The sequence below is a fragment of the Burkholderia sp. YHN3-13 genome (assembly GCF_055810675.1).
Map to the genome: position 1 here is coordinate 121,888 of NZ_JBVVNQ010000001.1, position 20,089 is coordinate 141,976.

14 protein-coding genes are annotated in these 20,089 nt (G+C 67.9%); 4 read left to right on the forward strand and 10 right to left on the reverse strand.

Translation table 11 applies throughout. The features are described 5' to 3' along the window. Window positions 1-2: 2 nt before the first annotated feature. Window positions 3-956 (reverse strand): 3-carboxyethylcatechol 2,3-dioxygenase, encoded by a 954-nt coding sequence (locus AC0KUR_RS00540; RefSeq protein ID WP_473375178.1) that lies wholly within the window; start codon window positions 954-956, stop codon window positions 3-5. Window position 957: 1 nt separating this feature from the next. Beyond that, window positions 958-2,805, reverse strand: a complete 1,848-nt coding sequence (locus tag AC0KUR_RS00545; protein ID WP_473375179.1) for a bifunctional 3-(3-hydroxy-phenyl)propionate/3-hydroxycinnamic acid hydroxylase — start codon at window positions 2,803-2,805, stop codon at window positions 958-960. A 163-nt stretch (window positions 2,806-2,968) separates the two neighbouring features. On the opposite strand from AC0KUR_RS00545, the gene AC0KUR_RS00550 reads away from it, so the two are divergent. Together AC0KUR_RS00550 and AC0KUR_RS00555 are read left to right on the forward strand one after the other, a co-directional pair. Beyond that, a complete protein-coding gene (locus AC0KUR_RS00550; protein WP_473375180.1) occupies window positions 2,969-3,781 on the forward strand; it encodes a DNA-binding transcriptional regulator in 813 nt (270 codons plus the stop codon). A gap of 143 nt (window positions 3,782-3,924) precedes the next feature. Continuing rightward, complete coding sequence (locus AC0KUR_RS00555) at window positions 3,925-4,743, forward strand: PA3715 family protein (RefSeq protein ID WP_473375181.1); 819 nt, start codon at window positions 3,925-3,927, stop codon at window positions 4,741-4,743. 22 nt (window positions 4,744-4,765) lie between these two features. On the opposite strand, the gene AC0KUR_RS00560 is transcribed toward AC0KUR_RS00555, so the two are convergent. Continuing rightward, window positions 4,766-5,917, reverse strand: coding sequence for an acyltransferase family protein (locus AC0KUR_RS00560; RefSeq protein ID WP_049032984.1), 1,152 nt, complete (start codon window positions 5,915-5,917; stop codon window positions 4,766-4,768). Between the two features lie 324 nt (window positions 5,918-6,241). On the opposite strand from AC0KUR_RS00560, the gene pip reads away from it, so the two are divergent. Beyond that, window positions 6,242-7,174 carry a prolyl aminopeptidase gene (pip, locus tag AC0KUR_RS00565; protein WP_473375182.1) on the forward strand — a complete coding sequence of 311 codons (933 nt, stop codon included), beginning with the start codon at window positions 6,242-6,244 and terminating at the stop codon, window positions 7,172-7,174. Window positions 7,175-7,241: 67 nt separating this feature from the next. Here the strand turns inward: pip and AC0KUR_RS00570 are convergent, their stop codons facing one another. The 7 genes from AC0KUR_RS00570 to AC0KUR_RS00600 all read right to left on the reverse strand — a co-directional run bounded on the left by AC0KUR_RS00570 (window position 7,242) and on the right by AC0KUR_RS00600 (window position 18,434). Next, window positions 7,242-7,514: a hypothetical protein gene (locus tag AC0KUR_RS00570; protein WP_059556695.1), complete on the reverse strand. Its 273-nt coding sequence runs from the start codon at window positions 7,512-7,514 to the stop codon at window positions 7,242-7,244. A 180-nt stretch (window positions 7,515-7,694) separates the two neighbouring features. Further along, window positions 7,695-8,720, reverse strand: a complete 1,026-nt coding sequence (locus tag AC0KUR_RS00575; protein WP_049032981.1) for a transglutaminase family protein — start codon at window positions 8,718-8,720, stop codon at window positions 7,695-7,697. Further along, the gene (locus tag AC0KUR_RS00580) at window positions 8,714-11,320 is read right to left on the reverse strand and encodes a circularly permuted type 2 ATP-grasp protein (RefSeq protein WP_034191643.1); all 2,607 of its coding nucleotides are present in this window, start codon (window positions 11,318-11,320) and stop codon (window positions 8,714-8,716) included. The genes AC0KUR_RS00575 and AC0KUR_RS00580 overlap by 7 nt, the downstream gene beginning before the upstream one ends. A gap of 199 nt (window positions 11,321-11,519) precedes the next feature. After that, window positions 11,520-14,933 (reverse strand): transglutaminase family protein, encoded by a 3,414-nt coding sequence (locus AC0KUR_RS00585; protein ID WP_034191644.1) that lies wholly within the window; start codon window positions 14,931-14,933, stop codon window positions 11,520-11,522. A gap of 93 nt (window positions 14,934-15,026) precedes the next feature. Next, complete coding sequence (locus tag AC0KUR_RS00590) at window positions 15,027-16,004, reverse strand: transglutaminase family protein (RefSeq protein ID WP_034191645.1); 978 nt, start codon at window positions 16,002-16,004, stop codon at window positions 15,027-15,029. An 8-nt stretch (window positions 16,005-16,012) separates the two neighbouring features. Beyond that, the gene (locus AC0KUR_RS00595; protein ID WP_069245929.1) at window positions 16,013-16,954 is read right to left on the reverse strand and encodes an alpha-E domain-containing protein; all 942 of its coding nucleotides are present in this window, start codon (window positions 16,952-16,954) and stop codon (window positions 16,013-16,015) included. Between the two features lie 64 nt (window positions 16,955-17,018). Further along, window positions 17,019-18,434, reverse strand: coding sequence for a circularly permuted type 2 ATP-grasp protein (locus tag AC0KUR_RS00600; RefSeq protein ID WP_069245928.1), 1,416 nt, complete (start codon window positions 18,432-18,434; stop codon window positions 17,019-17,021). Window positions 18,435-19,021: 587 nt separating this feature from the next. On the opposite strand from AC0KUR_RS00600, the gene AC0KUR_RS00605 reads away from it, so the two are divergent. Further along, window positions 19,022-20,017, forward strand: a complete 996-nt coding sequence (locus AC0KUR_RS00605; RefSeq protein ID WP_473375183.1) for a LysR substrate-binding domain-containing protein — start codon at window positions 19,022-19,024, stop codon at window positions 20,015-20,017. Window positions 20,018-20,089 lie beyond the last annotated feature (72 nt).

The following is a 20,089-nucleotide window of genomic DNA, read 5'->3' on the forward strand; positions in this document are numbered from 1 at the left end:
TTCTATCTCCTGGAAAGGGCCTGTTCTCGCGCGTGCATCGCGCCGAAGCCGGCGATCCATTCCGGAATCGCGCGGTAGTAATCGATCGAAGCCGCGTAAGGACCGCTCGCCGCAAGTGCACCGAATGCGGCGACCCACGTGCGAATCTCGTGCGCGGACTTGCCTGCATCGCGCGTGATCGCTTCGTTCGTGAGGCCATCGGCTGCGGTGAGTTCACCGCGTTCGAGCCATTCGAGAAACATGTGGTCCCATGCGGGATTGAGCGGATGCAGGCGGCTGTCGCCCGCTGCGAATGCCTTGGCCGCCGCGACGGTGCGGGATTGCCGCGCATCGCGCGACGCCGGTGACGGGTTGCGCCCAGCGATCAGCCGTTCCGCGACGATATCGTCCGCGCCCGCGATTTCCGGCACCGGCGGCTCATGCGAAATGCCGCCCGAGCCGATCAGCAACACGCGCCGGTTCATGCGCGCGACGGTACGGCCGATCGCATCGCCGAGCAGTCGCGCGCGGCGGCACGACGCCATCGGCGGCGCGACCGAGTTGATGAAAACGGGCACCACGGGATGGCGGTCGATGCCGCCCGTGAGTACCTCGAGTGCCTGCGCGCAGCCGTGATCGACCTGCATGCGATACGACACGGCTACGTCGATATCGCTCGCGAGCGTCGCATCGGCAAGCGCGAGCGCCACATCGCGGTCGACGGGCAACGGGCCGGCCGCGCTGCCGAAATCGCCGATGGCCGTCGCGCTCACGCCGATGCAGAACTGCGGCATCACGTCGTAGAAAAATCCGTTGTAGTGGTCAGGCGCGAACACGATCACCAACTCCGGATCGAACGCGTCGACCCGCTCGCGCGCCGCGCGCTGCACCTGCTCGACTTCCGCGACGACCGCCGGCGCCGGATCGAAGTAGCCGTGCAGCGGCGTGTGCGACATGCATTCGAGATGAATCGGCATTTCAGGCCCCTACCAGGTCGGCGGCATGCGGGAACGTCGCGTCGTTGATCGTCGCGCCCGTCGTCACGGCAAGCGACAGCCTTTGCGCAAGCTGCGACACGCAACCCGATACGCTTTGCGGCGAGCACATGCCGGCCACGAAGCGGTCGGGCCGCAACAGCACGACCGATTCCGGCACGCGCGCGAACCAGTCGCGCAGGCGCGAATCGACATCGCCAATGGCGATCACGTCTTCGGGCACGTCATCGTGGAACGCGAGCTGCGGGTCGGGCTTGGCGATCACGAAACACCCCCCGAGCGCGGTCCAGATGCGGCGCGCCTCGGGCGTCAGGCCGAACGTCGGGTCCGAGCCCCATCCCACGATCGCGAAGCGGTTGCCGATCGCATCGTCGAGCCGGACGATGCTGCCATCCACGCGACGCACGCGCGGCTGGATGAACATGCGGCCCACGGGGGTGCCAGCCTGCGCATCGCGGCCATGCACCATCCGCCCGATCAGCGATTCACGTTTCTCGCTCATCAGACCGACCAGCCGCCCGAACGCGCCGTGTCCGCGCTTCGCGATCATGCGCGCGAGCAGCCCTTCGGACCGCGCGCGGCGCGCAAGCAGCACGACACCTTCTTCATAGCGCGGCATCGGCTTGAAGCGCATCTCGACGAAATAGCGCTGCATGGCGGGCAGCACATCGAAGCAGCGCACGAACGCGTCACGCACTTTCGATCCGACGAAGCTCGTCGGCGCGAAGATATCGCCCGCGACTTCCGAGAGGTGGATCATCGAGCGTGCATGGGCGCGCCGCTCCATCGTGTAGGTATCGAGCAGCGTGTCGCGCGCGGTGCCTTTCACGACCATCGCAAGCTTCCAGCCGAGATTGCTCGCGTCGCGAATGCCGCTGTTGTAGCCCTGCCCCTGCCACACCGGCATGATGTGCGCGGCGTCTCCCGCGAGCAGGATGCGCTTGACGCGGAACGTGCTCGCGAGCCGCGCGTTGTGCGTATAGACCCGCTGACGAATGTAGTCGACCTTGTCGGGGTCGTCGACCACCCCGCGCACCAACGCCGCCATGTTCTCCGGCTTCGACAGTTCCTCCTCCGTCTCGCCCGGCATCACCATGAATTCGAAGCGCCGGATCCCGTGCGGCAGCGCCGCCGACACGTACGGACGCCGCGCGTCGCAATGCAGATAGACATGCGGAGAGCCGATCGGGTCGTTGCGCACGTCGATCACGATCCATTGATTCGGCTTCGTGCGGCCTTCGAACGGCACGTCGAGCGTGCGACGCACGAAACTGTTGCCGCCGTCCGCGCCGACCATGTATGCGGCGCGGATCGTCGTCTTTGCACCGTGCGCGTCTGTCGCCTCCATGGTCACACCGCACTCGTCCTGCGCGAAGCTGTCGACGCTGTGGCCAAGCAGCGTCGATACATTCCCGAAACGCTCGAGACCGCCGTACAGAATCCGATCGGCGAGCGGCTGGATGAACGCATTGCGGCGCGGCCAGCCGAACTCGTCGGTGCGCGGCTCGATCGACGCGAAGCACTTCCCTTTCAGCGTGAAGCGCATCCAGTGATTCGGCGTGGTGTGCGGAAGCAGTTCGTCGACCAGGCCGACCGACTGGAATACGCGCAGCGCTTCGTCGTCGAGGCCGATCGCCCGCGGATAGTCGATGATCTGCGCGAGCTTCTCGACGAGGACGACGCGCACGCCCTGCAGGCCGAGCAGGTTCGCGATCATCAGGCCGACCGGGCCCGCGCCGATGATGGCGACATCGGCGTCGATCGAACGATGTGTCGTTTCGTGAGGATGAGCGCGGCCGTTGCCGGCCGCCGGTTCAAAGGCGGGGCGCATGCTTGTCTCCTGACTGGGCTTGTCCGATGTGCTGAACCGACGAAGCGCCTGGCGCTCGATCGTTCAACTTATGCACGCAGTTTATGGAGGGCGGAAAACACCCTCAACAAAATCTCCGGAATGTGCATAGAATGCACATGATTGATTCCAATGGGATTTTTACGTGACAACCTACACGAACGTGCGCGGACTGGCGCGCGGCCTCCAGGTGCTGCGGACGCTGAATGCGATGGAAGACGGGCGTGCAACGAGCCAGCAGATCGCCGATCTGACCGGCCTGCATCGCACCACGGTGCGCCGCCTGCTCGAAACCTTGATGGACGAAGGATTCGTGCGCCGCAGCACGTCGGACGACAGTTTCCGCCTGACGCTCGCCGTACGTTCCTTGAGCGAGGGCTTCACCGATACCGAGCGCATCGCCACCGTGGCGCCGCCGATCATGGGGCAGCTCCTGCAGCGCGTCGCGTGGCCATCCGATCTGACCACACCCGACGGCGACGCAATGATCATCCGCGAGACGACACATCGCTTCAGCCGGCTGTCGTTTCATCGCTCGATGGTCGGGCGGCGTTTGCCTATCTTGCTGACCGCGGCTGGCCGGGCCTACTTCGCGATGTGCCCCGACGAGGAGCGCGAGGATATTCTGGAACTGTTGCGCTCCGGTGCCGGCGGTGAAGAGCAACAGGCGTTCGCGAAAAACGATGCGCTCGTGCGCAAGCTGATCCGACGGGTGCGCGAGGACGGTTTCGGATCGAATCACGGCGACTGGACCGCGCAGGCGAAAATCGGTGCGGTGGCGGTCGCGATCAGCGCGGACGAACGCGTGATCGCCAGCCTCAATGTCGTCTTCCTGTCACGCGCCGTCAGTCTCCAGGATGCCACTCGCCGCTATGTGCCCGAGCTGCAAAAAGCAGCAGCGGATATTGCCGAAGCATTGCGGCGGGAACCCGCGGCTCGTTCCCGCGCATCAACGTAGTCTCCCAGACAGGCTGAATGGCATGAACGGACGCGCGAATGACGATGTGCCGACCGCGACGGGCGGCCGAGCATGGCTGACAATCGACGCTCTCCCCCGCGCACCCGAATGAGCTTGGAAGAACCCGTTTTTTCATCGAGACCATGAGAATCCATCACTTCGTTCCCTTGCTGGCGCTCGCCGCCGTACCCACCGCCCACGCCGCCGACAGCCAACCTTGCAGCGACGCTGCCGTCACGGCCGTCGCCCGTTGGGCCGGCATCGCGAGCGCACGCATCGCGACGCGCGACGCGAACCGGCTCGTCGTCGCGTCCGCGTGCAAGGTCATGCCGAACGCGCCGGGCACGACGATCGCGGCCGTCGCGTTCGATTCGCTGCCCAAAAGCAAGAATCCGGACGAAAGCGACAAGCTGCAGGTCGTCGCGCTCGTCGAGGGCGACAAGGTCGTCGCGGCCGACAAGTCGGTGGTTCAGGAGGATGCGGCGACCGAGATCGGCGAGAACAGCTATCGCATCGATACGGCGCCGTACCGCCTGTCGCCCGAGGTCCGCGCATTTGGCGTCGTGTTCACGAGCAGCGCGCGCGGGCCGAGCTGTCCGGATGCGGACGCCAGCGAAGAATTGACGCTGTGGGCGCGCGAAGGCAACCGCATCCGCCCGGTGTTCGGCACCAATCTCTACGGCTGGGTCAGCGTCGAAGGTGCGGCGTGCGGTGCCGGCATGGGTGACGCGATCAGCGAGGATGCCCACATGACGATCGCCGTCGAAAAGACCGCCAGCCACGGCTTCGCAGACCTGTCGATCACCGCACGCATCACGAAGAGCCAACGCAAGGACAACGAATACGCCGAGACGGGCAAGCGCACCGCACGCACGATCGTCCGCTACGACGGCAAGTCATACGGCATCGACATGTTCCGAAACTTCTGGTATCCGCCCGCCGCGATGCAGCGCTTCAAGTAACGGCGCGTCAGCCCACGCCCGCCTACTCCGCCACCTTCGGCCCGATCCCGTCGCCCGACGCGGGCATCCGCAGCGCATCGTCCCGCACACGTCGCGCCTCGCGTGCCGTATAGCGATCCTTCAACCGCAGGAACGGTTTCTCGACGAGGAAGTAGCTGGCCGTCGCGGCCAGCAGCGCCCACACGATGCCGAGCGGAAACGCATGCACGACCGGCAGATCGGGATTCGCGAACGGCTGCTGCCACAGATACAGACTGAACGAGATCGTGCCGATGAACACAACCGGCCGCGCGCGCAGCCAGCGCGCGCACCAGAACTCGCCGCGGAAATTCAGCACGACGATCACGATCGCGATCAACGCGGCTTCGAGCGTCACGCCGTAAGTCGCGTTCCAGAAGCCGCCGAGCCGGTGTTCGGCGAGCGGCATGCCGAGCAGCACGACGATGACGATCGCCGTCACGATGCGCGCCTCGCCTCGCCACGCGCCGATCCACGCTTCGAGCCGTTCCCGGTTGAGCGACGCATAACACCCGATCAGGATCGGATCGACGCCGGTGTGAAGCATCATCCCGAGTTGCCCGCGCAGCGCCGGTGCAACGAAATACGTGACGGCGCGCACCAGCGGCACGATCAGGATCAACGCGGCCAGCCAGCGCGTGCCGGCGCGGCGCATGCCGAACCCGAACAGCAGCGGCCAGAACCAGTAGAACTGCTCTTCGAGCGCGAGCGACCAGAAATGACCGAGATACCACGCGCCGTCCGGATGCAGCGCGTTGTCGCCGGTCAGCCCGAACCACGCCGAGTAATTCCACAGATGCAGCGCCGCATACAGCCACTGCCGGCGATCGACGTCGAACCAGCCGGCGAACGCGACGACCGCAACGGCCGCGAGATAGACGTAGCAGGCCGGCCAGATCCGCAGCGCGCGACGCACGTAGAACGACGTCAACGCAATGCCGCCGGTGCGCGCGAACTCGGCGCGCAGCACGTTGGTGATCAGGAAACCGCTCAGGACGAAGAAGATCAGGACCCCGAGCCGGCCGTCGGCAATCAGCCGCAACGGCGCATACCAGCCCGTGTAGCCGCCCGGCAGCACATGTTCGGCGTGTCCGACCACCACCATCGCGACCGCGACGGCGCGCAACCCGGTCAACTGCGTGACGCGATGGTTCATCGGCTGGTTTCCGTTGGCACGGGTTAGAAACAGGAGATGACCGGCGCGCCGACTGGCATGCCGATATGCCGCCGGGATTTTGTATGAAAAATATCGGAATGAAATTGCTTCAAAAATCGCCGCGCCGCCAGCTGCGGCCGCACACGTCCGAACGAGCCGGCGCCCGGCGTGGCGAATGGGCATAATGACAAGCCTTGCCCGGCGACGACCGGACCGATGCCCACGCAACGTTTTTGCGGCGCAGCAACATCCGAAGTACCGCCCCCGCACGGATACCGGCCCGCACTCGTCCGCCTCCAGTCGACCCTCATCCGGAGCCTGCCTGTGTACCCACCGATCGAACCCTACGCCCACGGCCACCTCGACACCGGCGACGGCCATCGCATCTACTGGGAGCGCTGCGGCAACCCGGCCGGCAAGCCCGCCGTGTTCCTGCACGGCGGCCCCGGCGCCGGCTGCAGCCCCGACCATCGCCGCCTGTTTGACCCCGAGCGCTACGACATCCTGCTGTTCGACCAGCGCGGCTGCGGGCGCTCGACGCCGCATGCGAGCCTCGAGAACAACACGACGTGGCATCTGGTCGCCGATATCGAACGCCTGCGCGAGATGGTCGGCGCCGAGCAATGGCTCGTGTTCGGCGGTTCCTGGGGCAGCGCGCTGGCGATCGCGTACGCGGAAACGCACCCCGAACGCGTGAGCGCGCTGATCGTGCGCGGCATCTTCACGATGCGGCGCGCGGAACTGCTGTGGTACTACCAGGAAGGCGCGTCGTGGCTGTTCCCGGATCTGTGGGAGGACTTCGTTGCGCCGATTCCGGAAGCCGAGCGCGGTGACCTGATGGCCGCCTACCATCGCCGGCTGACCGGCGACGACGAAGCCGCAAAACTCGAGGCGGCTCGTGCATGGAGCATCTGGGAAGGCCGCACGATCACGCTGCTGCCCGACCCGGCGCTCGCCGCGCACTTCGCGGACGGCCACTACGCGCTCGCGTTCGCGCGAATCGAAAACCACTACTTCGTGAACGAGGGCTTCGTCGAGGAAGGTCAGTTGCTGCGCGACGCGCATCGCCTCGCCGGCATTCCGGGCGTGATCGTGCAGGGCCGCTATGACGCCGCGACGCCAGCACGCACCGCATGGGAACTGTCGAGGGCGTGGCCGGAGGCGACGTTCGAGATCGTGCCCGGCGCCGGGCACGCCTACAACGAGCCGGGGATCCTCGAAGCGTTGATCGCGGCGACGGACCGGTTCGCCGCGTAGTCCATAGGGTGCAACGCATCGCAGTGCGTGCTGCGATGCCTGCCGGCACGCCTAGGCGCCGCCGCGATCAAAGCGCGGCTTCGACGATCGTCCTGCCGCTGATCGCGCGCTCGACAAGCTGCTCGTCGCCGACCTTGCGGATCGCGTCGTCGAGCAGCCCTTCCGGTTCTTCGGTCGCCACCTTCAGCAGGCCCGACAGGCCGCGCGCGTCGAGCACCACCAGCGTCTCCATCGAATCCGCGCGGCTCACGAGCACGCGGCGGAATGCCGGGCCCGCGCCGAAGCTCGCGCAGAGCGAGATCGTCTCGCCGCCGAGCGTGTAGTCGAAGTGCTTGATCATGGTCTGCCGCCGTTGCAAGGAAATGGCGACGCGCGACGGCGCGGCGCCGTGACGTCGACGCACCCGCGCGTGCCGCCGGCGCGCCGGACCGGAATCCGGACCGTCCACCGGCATCACCATGCTAGGCGTGCAGTATTAACGAAGACTTAAACCGGAATCCGCCCTCACGGGAGGCCCGCGTTACGGCGCATCGAGCGGCTCGACCGTCACGCCGACCTTCAGCTCCTGATCCGCACCGCCGCCGCGGATCACGCCGCGCAGCGGCGTGACGTCCGCATAGTCGCGACCGACCGACAGCATCACGTAGTCGTCGCCCGGCGCGCGGTCGTTGGTCGGATCGAGCTGCAGCCAGCCGTTGTCCTCGGGCCATGCCGGGTCGTACACCTCGACCCACGCATGCGACGCATCGGCACCGATCAGCCGCGGTTGCCCGGGCGGCGGCTGCGTGAGCAGGTAGCCGCTGACGTAACGCGCGGCCAGCCCGAGCGAGCGCAGCGCGCCGATCATCACGTGCGCGAAATCCTGGCAGACGCCCTTGCGCAACCGCAGCGCATCGAGCGCCGACGTCGTGATGTCGGTGCTGTTCGGTGTATAGGCGAAATCGGCGTGCACGCGCCGCATCAGGTCCCAGGCGGCCTGCACGAGCGGCCGTTGCGGCGTGAAGCTCGCGGCCGCATAAGCGGCGAGCTCGGGATCGCAGGCGACGTGCGGTGACGCGAACAGGAATTCGCTCGCCGCGTCGTAAGGCTGCCCCGCACGAAACCGCAAGCGGTCGCGCACGGCTTCCCATTCGGTCGCCTGCCTTGCGTCGGGATGCGCGATCGCGGGCGGCGGCTCGCCGCGGGCGCCAAGCGACCACACGGGCGGCGTCACGCGCACCGTGCTGCGGCTGCGCACGAGCAGCGCGTCGTGCGGCTGGTTCAGTGCGAACGACGCGCGCGCGTTGCCGAACGCGTCGATCTCCGTGCAGACCGATTCCGGCACGGGCTCGATGTCGAGCGAGAACGACAGCACCTGCTGGCGCGGCGTCACGAGCGGTTGCAGGCGTGCCTGGTGCTGCGCGGATTCGACGCGCGCCGCGTAACGGTATTCGGTGTCGTGCGTGACACGCAGCAACCGGCCGGGCGCCATGGCGGCCGGCGCGGCTGCCGGTCGTGTCTTGCCTGCACCGGACGGCGCCTTCACCGCGCCTTTCGTCGTCACCATAGCGTCCTGCCCGCCTCGCGCACGTGGCTGAAGTAGCGTTCGCCGATGCGGTTCGACAGTTCCCAGACCGCCTTCACGGTCGTGTCGAGCGCATCGAGCAGCTTGTCGTGCCGGCCGCCGTCAACGGTTTCGCACAGTTCGTGCAGCGACCACGCGGGCACGTCCGGAATCGTCTCGGCCAGCTCGGACAGCGCATAGCCTTCGCTGCGCTCGACCTTCGTCAGCCGGCCGCGCAGCGCCTGCACGACCCAGCCGAGCGAACGCGGATTGTCGGTGTCGAGCACGACGAGCGACAGCAGCGGCGCGACGTCGAAGCCGCGCTGGAAACGCGAGCGGAACGTGATCGTGCTGTCGAACAGCTCCAGCACGAGTTCGAAACCGTCCTGCCGGTGCACGACACCCTCCTCGAAGGCGAACTTCAGCACGCTGCACAGGAAGTCCAGCCGGTCGATCTGCCGGCCGATCGACAGCAGGCGCCAGCCGTCGTCGCGCGTCATGTTGTCGGTCTGCGCACCGGTGATCGCGCCGAGCAGCAGGCCGAGGCGCTCCAGCAGCTGCAGCGCCTCGTTACCGATCTGCTCCTCGGCCTCCGGCTGCCCGGCGCTGTCCGCGAACAGTTGCGTCGCGTCGTCGATCAACCGCCACTGATCGCTGGACAGCCGTTCGCGGATCGCGGCGGCGGCGCCGCGCATCCCGAACAGGCACGACGCGATGCCCGACGTGCGATCGGCGCCGCGCGTCAGCGACGTCGCAAGCGCGTGCTGGAACGCGCGCGGCGCGTCGACGGCATTCGGCGCGTCGGCCGCGATCAGGCCCGTGTCGCGGCACAACGTATCGATCAGTTCCAGATGCGCGGGGCTGTCGACGTCGTCTTCGCCGCGCAGCCTTTCGAGCGCGGCGCGCGCGAGGCGCATCAGGTTGGTCGCGCGTTCGGTGTAACGGCCGAGCCAGAACAGGTTCTCGGCCGCACGGCTCGCGATCGCGCGCGGTCGCTCGACGAGGTCGTCGGGGCCGAGGTGCGTTTGCAGCAGCGTCGTCGAATCGACGATGCCCTCGGTCATCACCCAGGTATCGACGGTGCTGCCGCCGTGCGGCATCGGCGCATTGAACAGCGTGTCGCGCGTGCCGACCCGCGACAGCCCGCCGGGCAGGAGCCGCCAGCGCTGCGCGCCGTCGGCGAGCGCGAACACGCGCAGCAGCAGCGGCTTCGGCACGATGCGTGCGCTGCCGTTGCCCTCGGGCGTGTCGGGTCGCGGCCAGGTCGGCGCCTGCGACAGCGGCAGGTCGGCCTGCACCGTGTAGTGTTCGGGCCGCGCGAGGATCCGGGCGCGCCATGCGGCCAGCTGCGCCTGCGTGAGCCGTGCGCCGATCACCGGCTCGAACGCGCCGCCGGCCTGCACCTCGGGTGGATAGGAGGCCTTCACGATGCCGCGCGCAAGCTGCGGCAGCGCATCGTCGCAGGCAGCCGCCTCGCCGCACCACCACGAATGCACGGCCGGCAGCGTCAACGTTTCGCCGAGCAGCGCTTCGGCGAGGCGCGGCATGAAGCCGAGCATCGCCGGCGATTCGAGGAAACCCGAGCCCGGTGCGTTCGCGAGCAGCACGTTGCCCGCGCGCACGGCCTGCAGCAGCCCCGGCACGCCGAGCATCGAATCGGGCCGCAATTCGAGCGGATCGAGCCACGCGTCGTCGACGCGCCGCAGGATGCCGTGCACCGGTTCGAGCCCGCGCAGCGTCTTCAGGAAGACGCGGTTGTCGCGCGCGGTCAGGTCGCCGCCCTCGACGAGCGTGAGGCCGAGATAGCGTGCGAGATACGCATGTTCGAAATACGTCGCGCTGTGCGGCCCCGGCGTCAGCAGCACGATCCGCGAGTTCTTGCGGGCCGGGCTGAGCGACTGCATGCTCTGCAGCAGCGCGCGATAGGCGGACGCGAGGCGCTGCACGCGCAGCCCGCGAAACCCGCGCGGAAAGAGCCGCGACACGATCAGGCGGTTTTCGAGCAGGTAACCGAGCCCGGCCGCGCCCTGCGTATGCTGCGCGACGATCCGCCACTGCCCGTCCGGGCCGCGCGCGAGATCGAACGCGACGACGTGCAGCCAGGTATCGCCCGGCACGCGCGCGCCGCGCATCGCGCGCAGGTAGCCGGGGTGGCCGGTGACGAGCGCGGGCGGCAGCAGCCCGCGCTGCAGGATGGTCTGCGGCCCGTACAGGTCGGCCAGCGTCGCGTTGAGCAGCCGCACGCGCTGCAGCACGCCGCGCTCGATCGCGACCCAGTCGTCGGGCGTGACGATCATCGGCAGCAGGTCGAGCGACCACGGGCCGGCCGCGCCGTCGCCGGCGCGCTGCTCGTGCAGCTGGTAGAACAGGCCGTTCTCGCGCATGCTCCGGTGCAGCGCATCGGCGCGGCGATCGAGATCGGCCACGCCGTCGCTGCCGATCGACGTAAAGAAGCTGCGCCACGCGGGCGCGAGCGCAGGCGCGATCAGGCCGGCCGCGCTGCCGCGCAGTTCGTCGTAGCGGCCGGCGGCCGCCGGCGCCGCGAGCGCGGCGGCCAGTTCGGCGGCGTCCGGCTGCGCGCCGGTATCGAAAAGCGTGGGCATCGCGTCGAGGGCGGCGAGATGGTCGGTATCAATGGGCGGCACGATGTCGTTCCGTCGTCAGGGTGCGGCCGCGCACGCGCGCCGCCATCGGGGCGGCAAGCCACGGCGCGCGGCCGCAATCTGCCCGCATCCTAGCATTCCGGCGAGGCCGCCGGGAGATCGCGAGCCGCGCATCGTCATCCGCCCCGTCGTTACTGGATCACGGCCGCCGCAAGTCGAGCGTGAACGGGAATTCGCGGCTCGGCGCGGCAGCCGCGACATCCATCCGCCCCGGCGTATGCCCCATCTCGACGAAGCGTGCGAGCCGGCGGCTCTCGGCTTCGTATGCATTGACCGGGAACGTCGCGTAGTTGCGCCCGCCCGGATGCGCGACGTGATAACGACAGCCGCCGAGCGAGCGCTGCAGCCACGTATCGACGATGTCGAACGTGAGCGGCGCATGCACGCCGATGGTCGGATGCAGCGCGGACGGCGGCGACCACGCCTTGTAGCGCACGCCCGCGACGTACTCGCCGACGGTGCCGGTCGGCTGCAGCGGCAGCGCGCGGCCGTTGACGGTCACGACGTGCCGGTTGTCGTTCAGCCCCGTCACGCGCACCTCGAGCCGTTCGACCGACGAATCGACGTAACGGACCGTGCCGCCGGGCGCGCCCTCCTCGCCCATCACGTGCCACGGTTCCAGTGCGCCGCGCAACGACAGCTGCATGCCGTTCACCGCGATCTGGCCGAACAGCGGGAAGCGGAATTCGAAGTGCGGTGCGAACCACGCCGGATCGAACGCAAAACCGGCCTCGCGCAGTTCGGCCAGCACATCGTCGAAATCCATCTGAAGAAACTCGGGCAGCATGAAGCGGTCGTGCAGCGCGGTGCCCCAGCGCGTGAGCGGCGTCGTGTACGGCGCGGCCCAGAAACGCGCGACCAGTGCGCGCAGCAACAGTTGCTGCACGATGCTCATCCGTGCGTGCGGCGGCATCTCGAACGCGCGCAGCTCGAGCAGGCCGAGCCGGCCGGTCGACGAATCGGGCGAATACAGCTTGTCGATGCAGAACTCGCTGCGGTGCGTGTTGCCCGTCACGTCGATCAGCAGGTTGCGCAGCACGCGGTCGACGAGCCACGGCGGCATGTCCTGCCCGAACAGCAGCTTGTTGCGCTGGATCTCGGCGAACGCGATGTCGAGTTCGTACAGCTGGTCGTTGCGCGCCTCGTCGACGCGCGGTGCCTGGCTCGTCGGCCCGATGAACAGCCCCGAGAACAGGTACGACAGCGACGGATGGTTGTGCCAGTACGCGATCAGGCTCGCGAGCAGGTCCGGGCGGCGCAGGAACGGGCTGTCGGCCGGCGTCGCACCGCCGAGCACGAAGTGGTTGCCGCCGCCCGTGCCGACGTGACGGCCGTCGACCATGAATTTCTCGCTGCACAGCCGCGACTGCCACGCGGCGTCGTACAGGAATTCCGTGTGGTCGACGAGTTCGTCGAAGCTCGCGGCCGGATGGATGTTCACCTCGATCACGCCGGGATCGGGCGTCACCTGCAGCAGCTTCAGCCGCGCATCGCGCGGCGGCGGATAGCCTTCGAGCACGAGCTTCACGCCGAGCGCGTGCGCGGTCAGCTCGATCGCGCCGAGCAGGTCGAGATAATCCTCGAGCGCGGCGAGCGGCGGCATGAACAGGTACAGGATGCCGTTGCGCACCTCGGCGCACAGCGCGGTGCGCGTGATCCACGCGGCCGATTCGAAGCGCTCGGGCCGGCGCTGCGGATCGTGCGCTGACGCGCGCCCGCCCGCGGCCGTGCCGTCGTCACGCCACTGCATGACCGTCTGCGCAGGCGCTTCGCGATGCACGCCGGACAGGTAGCGCGGCGCGTCGGCCGGGCCCGCGTAGCGCGCACGGATCGCGGCGGCGTCCGGCAGCGCGCTGCGCGGCGCGAACGGATCGCGTTCGACCAGGTACGGATGGTCGGCGCGCGAGGCCCACGGCAGCGAATCGAGCGGCAGTCGATAGCCCATCGGCGAATCGCCCGGCACGAGATACATCCGCTCGTCGCGGAAGAACCACGGGCCCGTCTGCCAGCGCGGCCCGTCGAGACCCGGTGCATCGTCCGTGCGCTTGACCGGCAGCACGTAGCCGACCACGCTGTCGAGCTGCTGGTCGAACACCTTGCGCAGCCGCGCGCGCTCGAGCTCGTCGTCGAGTCGCGAGTCGAACGGATCGACGTTGACGGGCAGCCGGCGCTCGCGCCACAGGTAGTACCAGACATCCTCGTAGCCGGGCTGGATGAATTCGTCGGTCAGGTTCAGCCGCGCGGCGAGCGCATCGATGAAGCGCTTCGCGTCGTCGGTCGTGTACGCGGACGGCTCGCGCTCGTCGGCGAACAGCGACGGATCGTGCCACACGGGCTGGCCGTCCGCGCGCCAGAAGATCGACAATGCCCAGCGCGGCAGCTGCTCGCCCGGATACCACTTGCCCTGCCCGAAATGCAGGAAACCGCCGTCGCCGTACTCGGCGCGCAGCCGCTGCACGAGTTCGGTCGCGTAGCCGCGCTTGGTCGGGCCAAGCGCATCGGTGTTCCACTCGGCGCCGTCGCGATCGTCGATCGACACGAAGGTCGGCTCGCCGCCCTGCGTGAGCCGCACGTCGCCGGCCGCCAGCGCGCCGTCGACCTGCGTGCCGAGCGCCAGCACGGCGTCCCACTGCGATTCCGTATACGGTTTCGTCACGCGCGGCGATTCGTACACGCGCGTCACGGTCATCTCGTGCTCGAACGACACCTCGCACTCGTCGATCAGCCCTTCGACCGGCGCGGCGCTCGTCGGCTGCGGCGTGCAGGCGAGCGGAATATGCCCTTCGCCCGCGAGCAGGCCCGACGTCGGGTCGAAGCCGATCCAGCCGGCGCCCGGGAGGTACACCTCGCACCACGCATGCAGGTCGGTGAAGTCCACCGACGTGCCGCTCGGGCCATCGAGCGACTTCACGTCGGGCGTGAGCTGGATCAGGTAGCCCGACACGAAACGCGCGGCGATGCCGAGATGACGGCACAGCTGCACGAGCAGCCACGCGCTGTCGCGGCACGAGCCGGACGCGAGCTCGAGCGTCTGCTCGGGCGTCTGCACGCCGGGCTCCATCCGCACGAGATAGCCGATGTCGTGCTGAAGCTGCTGGTTCAGCGCGACGAGGAAGTTCACGGTGCCGGCCGGCGTGCGATCGACGCCGTCGAGATACGTGCGGAACAACGGCGACGCGCTCGTCTGCGGATCGCACACGAGATACGGCGCGAGCTCGGTCTTCAGCGCATCGTCATAGCTGAACGGGTATTGCTCGGCGCTCGCTTCGAGGAAGAAGTCGAATGGGTTGTACACCGACATCTCGGCGACGAGATCGATCGTGATCTCGAAGTGCTCGGTGCGCTCCGGAAACACGAGCCGCGCGAGATAGTTCGAGAACGGGTCCTGCTGCCAGTTGATGAAGTGCTGCGCGGGCTCGACCGTCATCGAGTACGCAAGGATCGGCGTCCGGCAATGCGGCGCGGGCCGCAGCCGCACGACCTGCGGGCCGAGGTTGACGAGCCGGTCGTAGCGATAGCGGGTGGTGTGATGCAGCGCGACGTGGATGGACATGGGAACTCGGTTCGGGTTGGGCCGGCCGCGCGCGCCGCGTCGCACTCGACGCGGCGGCCCGGCATGGCGGATTCGGCGAAAGCGTGCGCGGGGTCAGACGAGCTCGGGCGACTGCACGACGCTGATCTCGACGCCGACGGCCGTCGCGCCGAGCCCCGTCACCGGCTGCGCGTCGCGATAATCGAGGCCGACCGCGATGCGCACGTAGCGCTCGTCCGGGCAGCGGTTCATGAACGGATCGAACCCGACCCAGCCGAGCCCTTCCACGTACGCCTCGGCCCATGCATGGCCGGCCGGCTGCTGCATCAGCGCGGCGGCCTGCGGCTGCGCGCCGAGCGCCGGTTGCGGCAGCCCTTGCGATTGCGCGGCATGCGATGCGCCGAGCATCTGCTGCATGCCCTCGCCGCTCTGCAGCGCGAGCGCTTCCTCCTCCTCGACGTCGCCCGCGTTCTGCTTCGCATCGGCGATGCGCTGCATCGCGCTGTCGGCGAGCACGTAGCCCGAGATGTAGCGCGCGGGAATCTTCAGCACGCGCGCGGCCGCGATGAACGCATGCGCATGGTCGCGGCTCGTGCCCTCGCCGCTTTGCAGCGCGGTTTCCGCGTCGACGGGCACGTCGGCGGCCAGATTCGGCGCATACGCGATGCGGTCGTGCACTTCCGTCATCAGCCAGTGCAATGCGTCGAGGCCGTGCGGCTCGATCGGCAGCGCTTCCGTGAGTTCGCGCACGGTATCGCCCGCCTTCGTGAGCGCGGTCTCGCGCTCGAAGATCCACGGCGGCGCATAGCCCTCCGGATTCCCGAGAATGCCCGCGCGGTCCTGCGTCTCGACGACGCCGGCCGCGACGACGACGATCTCGGCCTTCGCGCCGCGGTCGTGACGCACGAGGTCGATCCGGTTGCCGAGCCCGTCGGCGTAAGACAGCGACGGCTCGACGCCGTCGATCGTGACCTGCCACGCGCGCACCGTCTGCCCGGGGCCCGACTGCGGGCGCAGCCGCAGCCGTTGCAGCGCATGGGTGGCTTGATCGTCGAACTGATAACGCGAAATGTGTCGAATGGCGAGTCGCATGGCAAGTCTCAGTCGAAGTTGTAAGCCTGGGCGATTTCGAGCCCAAGGCTGTTGTTGCGGCCGATGAAGTCGGTCAGGAACTCGTGCAGCCCGCTCTTGAAGATCCGCTCGACCGAGGTATCGGACAGCATTTGCAGGATCTTCGTGGCCGTGTCGTGACACGGGTGTGTCACGCCGTAATCCTTTGCAAGCAGGTTCAGGCTCGACACGACGCGCCCGTAGCAATAACGCAGCGAACGCGGCATGCGGCCGTTCAGGATCAGGTAGTCGGCGATGTTCATCGGCTTGTACTGCACGTCGTACACCCAGCGGTACGAACGGTGCGCGGCGACGCAGCGCAGGATCGTCTCCCACTGGTAGTTGTCGAGGATCGTGCCGACGTGCGATACCGACGGCAGCAGCAGGTGGTACTTCACGTCGATGATCCGCGCGGTGTTGTCCGCGCGCTCGATGAATGCGCCGATCTGCGCGAAATCGAAGATCTCGTTGCGCAGCATCGTGCTGTAGAAGCTGCCGAGGATCAGCGCGGTTTCGCGCTTCACTTCGTCGAGCACGGCCGGCAGCTCGCTCTCCGGCACCGGCTGCGCCAGCGCGCGGCGCAGCGCGAGCCACGCGCCGTTCACGCTTTCCCACGCCTCGCGCGTGAGCGCCGTGCGCACCATCCGCGCGTTCGAGCGCGCGGCCTCGATGCACGACAGCACGCTCGACGGGTTGTCGCGGTCGCGCAGCAGGTAGTCGGTCACCGTATCGGCCGCATACGCGTCGTATTTCTCCCGGTAGCCGTCGTCCGCGCCCGAGCTGACGAGCACCGACGACCATTCGGCCGGCGCGTCGGACGTGCGCGTGAGCGCCATCCTCAAGCCGGCATCGACGATGCGCGCGATGTTCTCCGCGCGCTCGATATAGCGGTACATCCAGTAGAGCCCGCTTGCAGTACGTCCCAGAAGCATCTCGTGTCCACTCCGTCTTCGTTCGGTTCGCGCGCCGGCTGCGGCGCGCGCGGTCGCATCCGGCTCAGTCGGCCAGCACCCAGGTGTCCTTGGTGCCGCCGCCCTGGCTCGAGTTGACGACCAGCGATCCCTCCTTCAGCGCCACGCGCGTGAGCCCGCCCGGCGTGATGCGGATCCGGTCCGACACCAGCACGAACGGCCGCAGGTCGACGTGGCGCGGCGCGAGGCCGGCGTCGGTGAGGATCGGCGTCGTGGACAGCGCGAGCGTCGGCTGCGCGATGTAGTTCGCCGGACGCGCGCGCAGCTTCGCGGAAAACGCCTCGAGCTCGGCCTTCGACGCGCACGGGCCGACCAGCATCCCGTAGCCGCCCGAGCCGTGCACTTCCTTCACGACCAGTTCGTCGAGATGCTCGAGCACGTACTTCAGGCTGTCGGCCTCGCCGCAGCGCCAGGTCGGCACGTTCTCCAGCAGCGCCTTGCGCCCCGTGTAGAACTCGACGATCTCCGGCATGTACGAGTAGATTGCCTTGTCGTCGGCGATGCCGGTGCCCGGCGCGTTCGCGATCGTGATGTTGCCGGCGCGGTACACGTCCATGATCCCCGCCACGCCGAGCACCGAATCGGGGCGGAACGTGAGCGGATCGAGGAAGGCGTCGTCGACGCGGCGGTACAGCACGTCGATCGGCTGGAAGCCCTCGGTCGTGCGCATCGCGACGCGGCCGTCGATCACCTGCAGGTCGCTGCCCTCGACGAGGTGCACGCCCATCTGGTCGGCGAGGAACGAGTGTTCGTAGTACGCGGAATTGTGGATGCCGGGCGTGAGCACGGCGACGGTCGGGTTGTCGGCGTTGCCGCCGGGCGGGCACACCGCGGCGAGCGACTGGCGCAGCATCTGCGGGTAGGTTTCGACCGGGCGCACCTTCACCTGCTGGAACAGCTCCGGGAAGAGCTGCATCATGGTCTCGCGGTTTTCCAGCATGTAGGACACGCCGGAGGGCGTGCGCGCGTTGTCCTCCAGCACGTAGAACTGGTTCTCGGCGGTGCGCACGATGTCGACGCCGATGATGTGCGTGTACACGTTGCCGGGCGGCCGGAAGTCGATCATCTCCGGGATGAACGCCTCGTTGTGCGCGATCAGGTGCTTGGGCACGATGCCCGCGCGCACGATTTCCTGGCGGTGGTAGATGTCGTCGAGGAAGGCGTTCAGCGCCATCACGCGCTGCTCGATGCCGAGCGAGAGGCGGCTCCATTCGGCGCCCGAGATGATGCGCGGGACGATGTCGAACGGAATCAGCCGCTCGGCGGCCTCCGCGTCGCCGTAGACGGCGAACGTGATGCCCGTCTTGCGGAACACGCCTTCCGCGTCGTGGGCTTTCTGGGCGAGGCTCGCGGGATTCTGCGTGTCGAGCCATTGCTTCAGGCGCGCGTAGGGCGCCCTTACCATGTCGCCGGATTGCAGCATTTCATCGAATGGCTTCATCGATCTTTTCTCCATCGATCGTTTTCCCCGGCATTGCGCATGCCGGACCGGCGTAATGAATGCTTTGCAAGGAACGTGCCTTGCGCTACCCCCCGATATCCCCCCGTTTTTGCGCCGCGCCGGGCACGCCCGCACGGCATCGCGCACCATAACGGTGCATCACCCGGCGCGGCGGGCGCCCGCATGCGCCGCGAGCGCGCACGGCCGATGCTGCGCCGCGTCCTGCAAACATAGTTCCCCCGCGTGTCACGAATGTGCAATCTGCACTGCACAAAAAAATGGCGCGACCGGGCACCGGATCGCGGCAAGGGAGGCGGGCCGGCACGCACACGGCGCAACCGACCCTGGGGAAGTACCGTCTGCGGCACGCCGGGCGTTCGACGCGGTGAACTATCCGGTTAGCCGGGTCCGGCACCTCAACGCTATGTAGCCGTAATCCCGCCGACAACGCTCATGCATATTTCGACTGACACCGATCGAAAAAAAACATCGGACCGCCCCCGCGAGGCGCGGTACGCTAGAAAACTGGCGCGGCGCAGCGATGCTGTCGCCTTTCAGGCGCCCGACTATAAAAAGCGAAGATCGAAATGGAAGCAAAGTGGCTGGAAGATTTCCTGAGCCTGGCGGATACCAAGAGCTTTTCCCGGGCCGCACGTCATCGGCACCTGACGCAATCGGCATTCAGCAGACGAATCGCCGCCCTCGAAACGTGGATGGACGCGAAGCTGGTCGACCGGAGCATCAATCCGGTTGCGTTGACGCCGGCCGGCCAGATGTTTCGCGGGCTTGCCGCGGACATCCTGCGCAGCATGTATGCGGCGCGCAATCTCGTGAACGGCTATGACCAGTTCGCGGCCAGCGACCAGGTCGTGCGGTTCGCCGTCGCGCATACGCTCGTGTTCACGCTGTTCCCCGAATGGCTCAAGCAGCTCCATGGCGAAGTCGGCCACGTGACCGCCCGCGTCAACGCGGTCAACGTGCCGGAAGGCGTGCAGCAGCTGGTCGAAGGCGAATGCGACCTGCTGCTCGGCTATCACCATCCGCAGCTGCCGATCGTGCTCGATCCGAACCACTTCCCGTTCGTCAGCCTCGGCATCGAACGAATCCTGCCGGTGTCGACGCCCGACGCGCGCGGCAAGCCGGTGTTTCAGCTGCCCGGCACGCCGGACGCCCCGCTCCCGCTGCTCGCGTATTCGTCGGGGGCGTTTCTCGGCAACATCGTCGAGATGCTGCTGCTGAACGCAACCGAGCCGTATGCGGTGCACCGATGCTTCGAGACGCACATGTCCGAGGCGTTGAAAGGCATGGTCGTGGCCGGGCACGGCATCGGCTGGCTGCCGGAAAGCTGCGTCGCGAAGGAGCTCGCCGACGGCACGCTCGTATGCGCGGGCTCGGGAGACTGGATCACCGAACTCGAGATCCGCCTGTATCGATCGGCTCGCAAGCGCGGGCTCGCGGCCGAGCAGTTGTGGACCTACATCATGAACCGGCCGCGCGCGGCGGTCGAAGGCGCGGTCGATGCCGAACAGGCCGCCGCGCCGGCGATGCGCACCGCACGGCGACTCGCCGGCGGCAGCCGCTGATTCCTGCATTCGCGCCGCGCGGGTTCACGGTGCGAATGCGCTTTCTCCAGCCAGCAATCGCCAAGCCCGCCG

Excerpts from the sequence above, each read along its gene's own strand:
- AC0KUR_RS00540 (WP_473375178.1), bottom strand. The coding sequence starts at position 956 with ATGCCGATTCATCTCGAATGCATGTCGCACACGCCGCTGCACGGCTAC.
- AC0KUR_RS00545 (WP_473375179.1), bottom strand. The coding sequence starts at position 2,805 with ATGCGCCCCGCCTTTGAACCGGCGGCCGGCAACGGCCGCGCTCATCCT.
- AC0KUR_RS00555 (WP_473375181.1), top strand. The coding sequence starts at position 3,925 with ATGAGAATCCATCACTTCGTTCCCTTGCTGGCGCTCGCCGCCGTACCC.
- AC0KUR_RS00560 (WP_049032984.1), bottom strand. The coding sequence starts at position 5,917 with ATGAACCATCGCGTCACGCAGTTGACCGGGTTGCGCGCCGTCGCGGTC.
- AC0KUR_RS00570 (WP_059556695.1), bottom strand. The coding sequence starts at position 7,514 with ATGATCAAGCACTTCGACTACACGCTCGGCGGCGAGACGATCTCGCTC.
- AC0KUR_RS00575 (WP_049032981.1), bottom strand. The coding sequence starts at position 8,720 with ATGGTGACGACGAAAGGCGCGGTGAAGGCGCCGTCCGGTGCAGGCAAG.
- AC0KUR_RS00580 (WP_034191643.1), bottom strand. The coding sequence starts at position 11,320 with ATGCCCACGCTTTTCGATACCGGCGCGCAGCCGGACGCCGCCGAACTG.
- AC0KUR_RS00585 (WP_034191644.1), bottom strand. The coding sequence starts at position 14,933 with ATGTCCATCCACGTCGCGCTGCATCACACCACCCGCTATCGCTACGAC.
- AC0KUR_RS00590 (WP_034191645.1), bottom strand. The coding sequence starts at position 16,004 with ATGCGACTCGCCATTCGACACATTTCGCGTTATCAGTTCGACGATCAA.
- AC0KUR_RS00595 (WP_069245929.1), bottom strand. The coding sequence starts at position 16,954 with ATGCTTCTGGGACGTACTGCAAGCGGGCTCTACTGGATGTACCGCTAT.
- AC0KUR_RS00600 (WP_069245928.1), bottom strand. The coding sequence starts at position 18,434 with ATGAAGCCATTCGATGAAATGCTGCAATCCGGCGACATGGTAAGGGCG.
- AC0KUR_RS00605 (WP_473375183.1), top strand. The coding sequence starts at position 19,022 with ATGGAAGCAAAGTGGCTGGAAGATTTCCTGAGCCTGGCGGATACCAAG.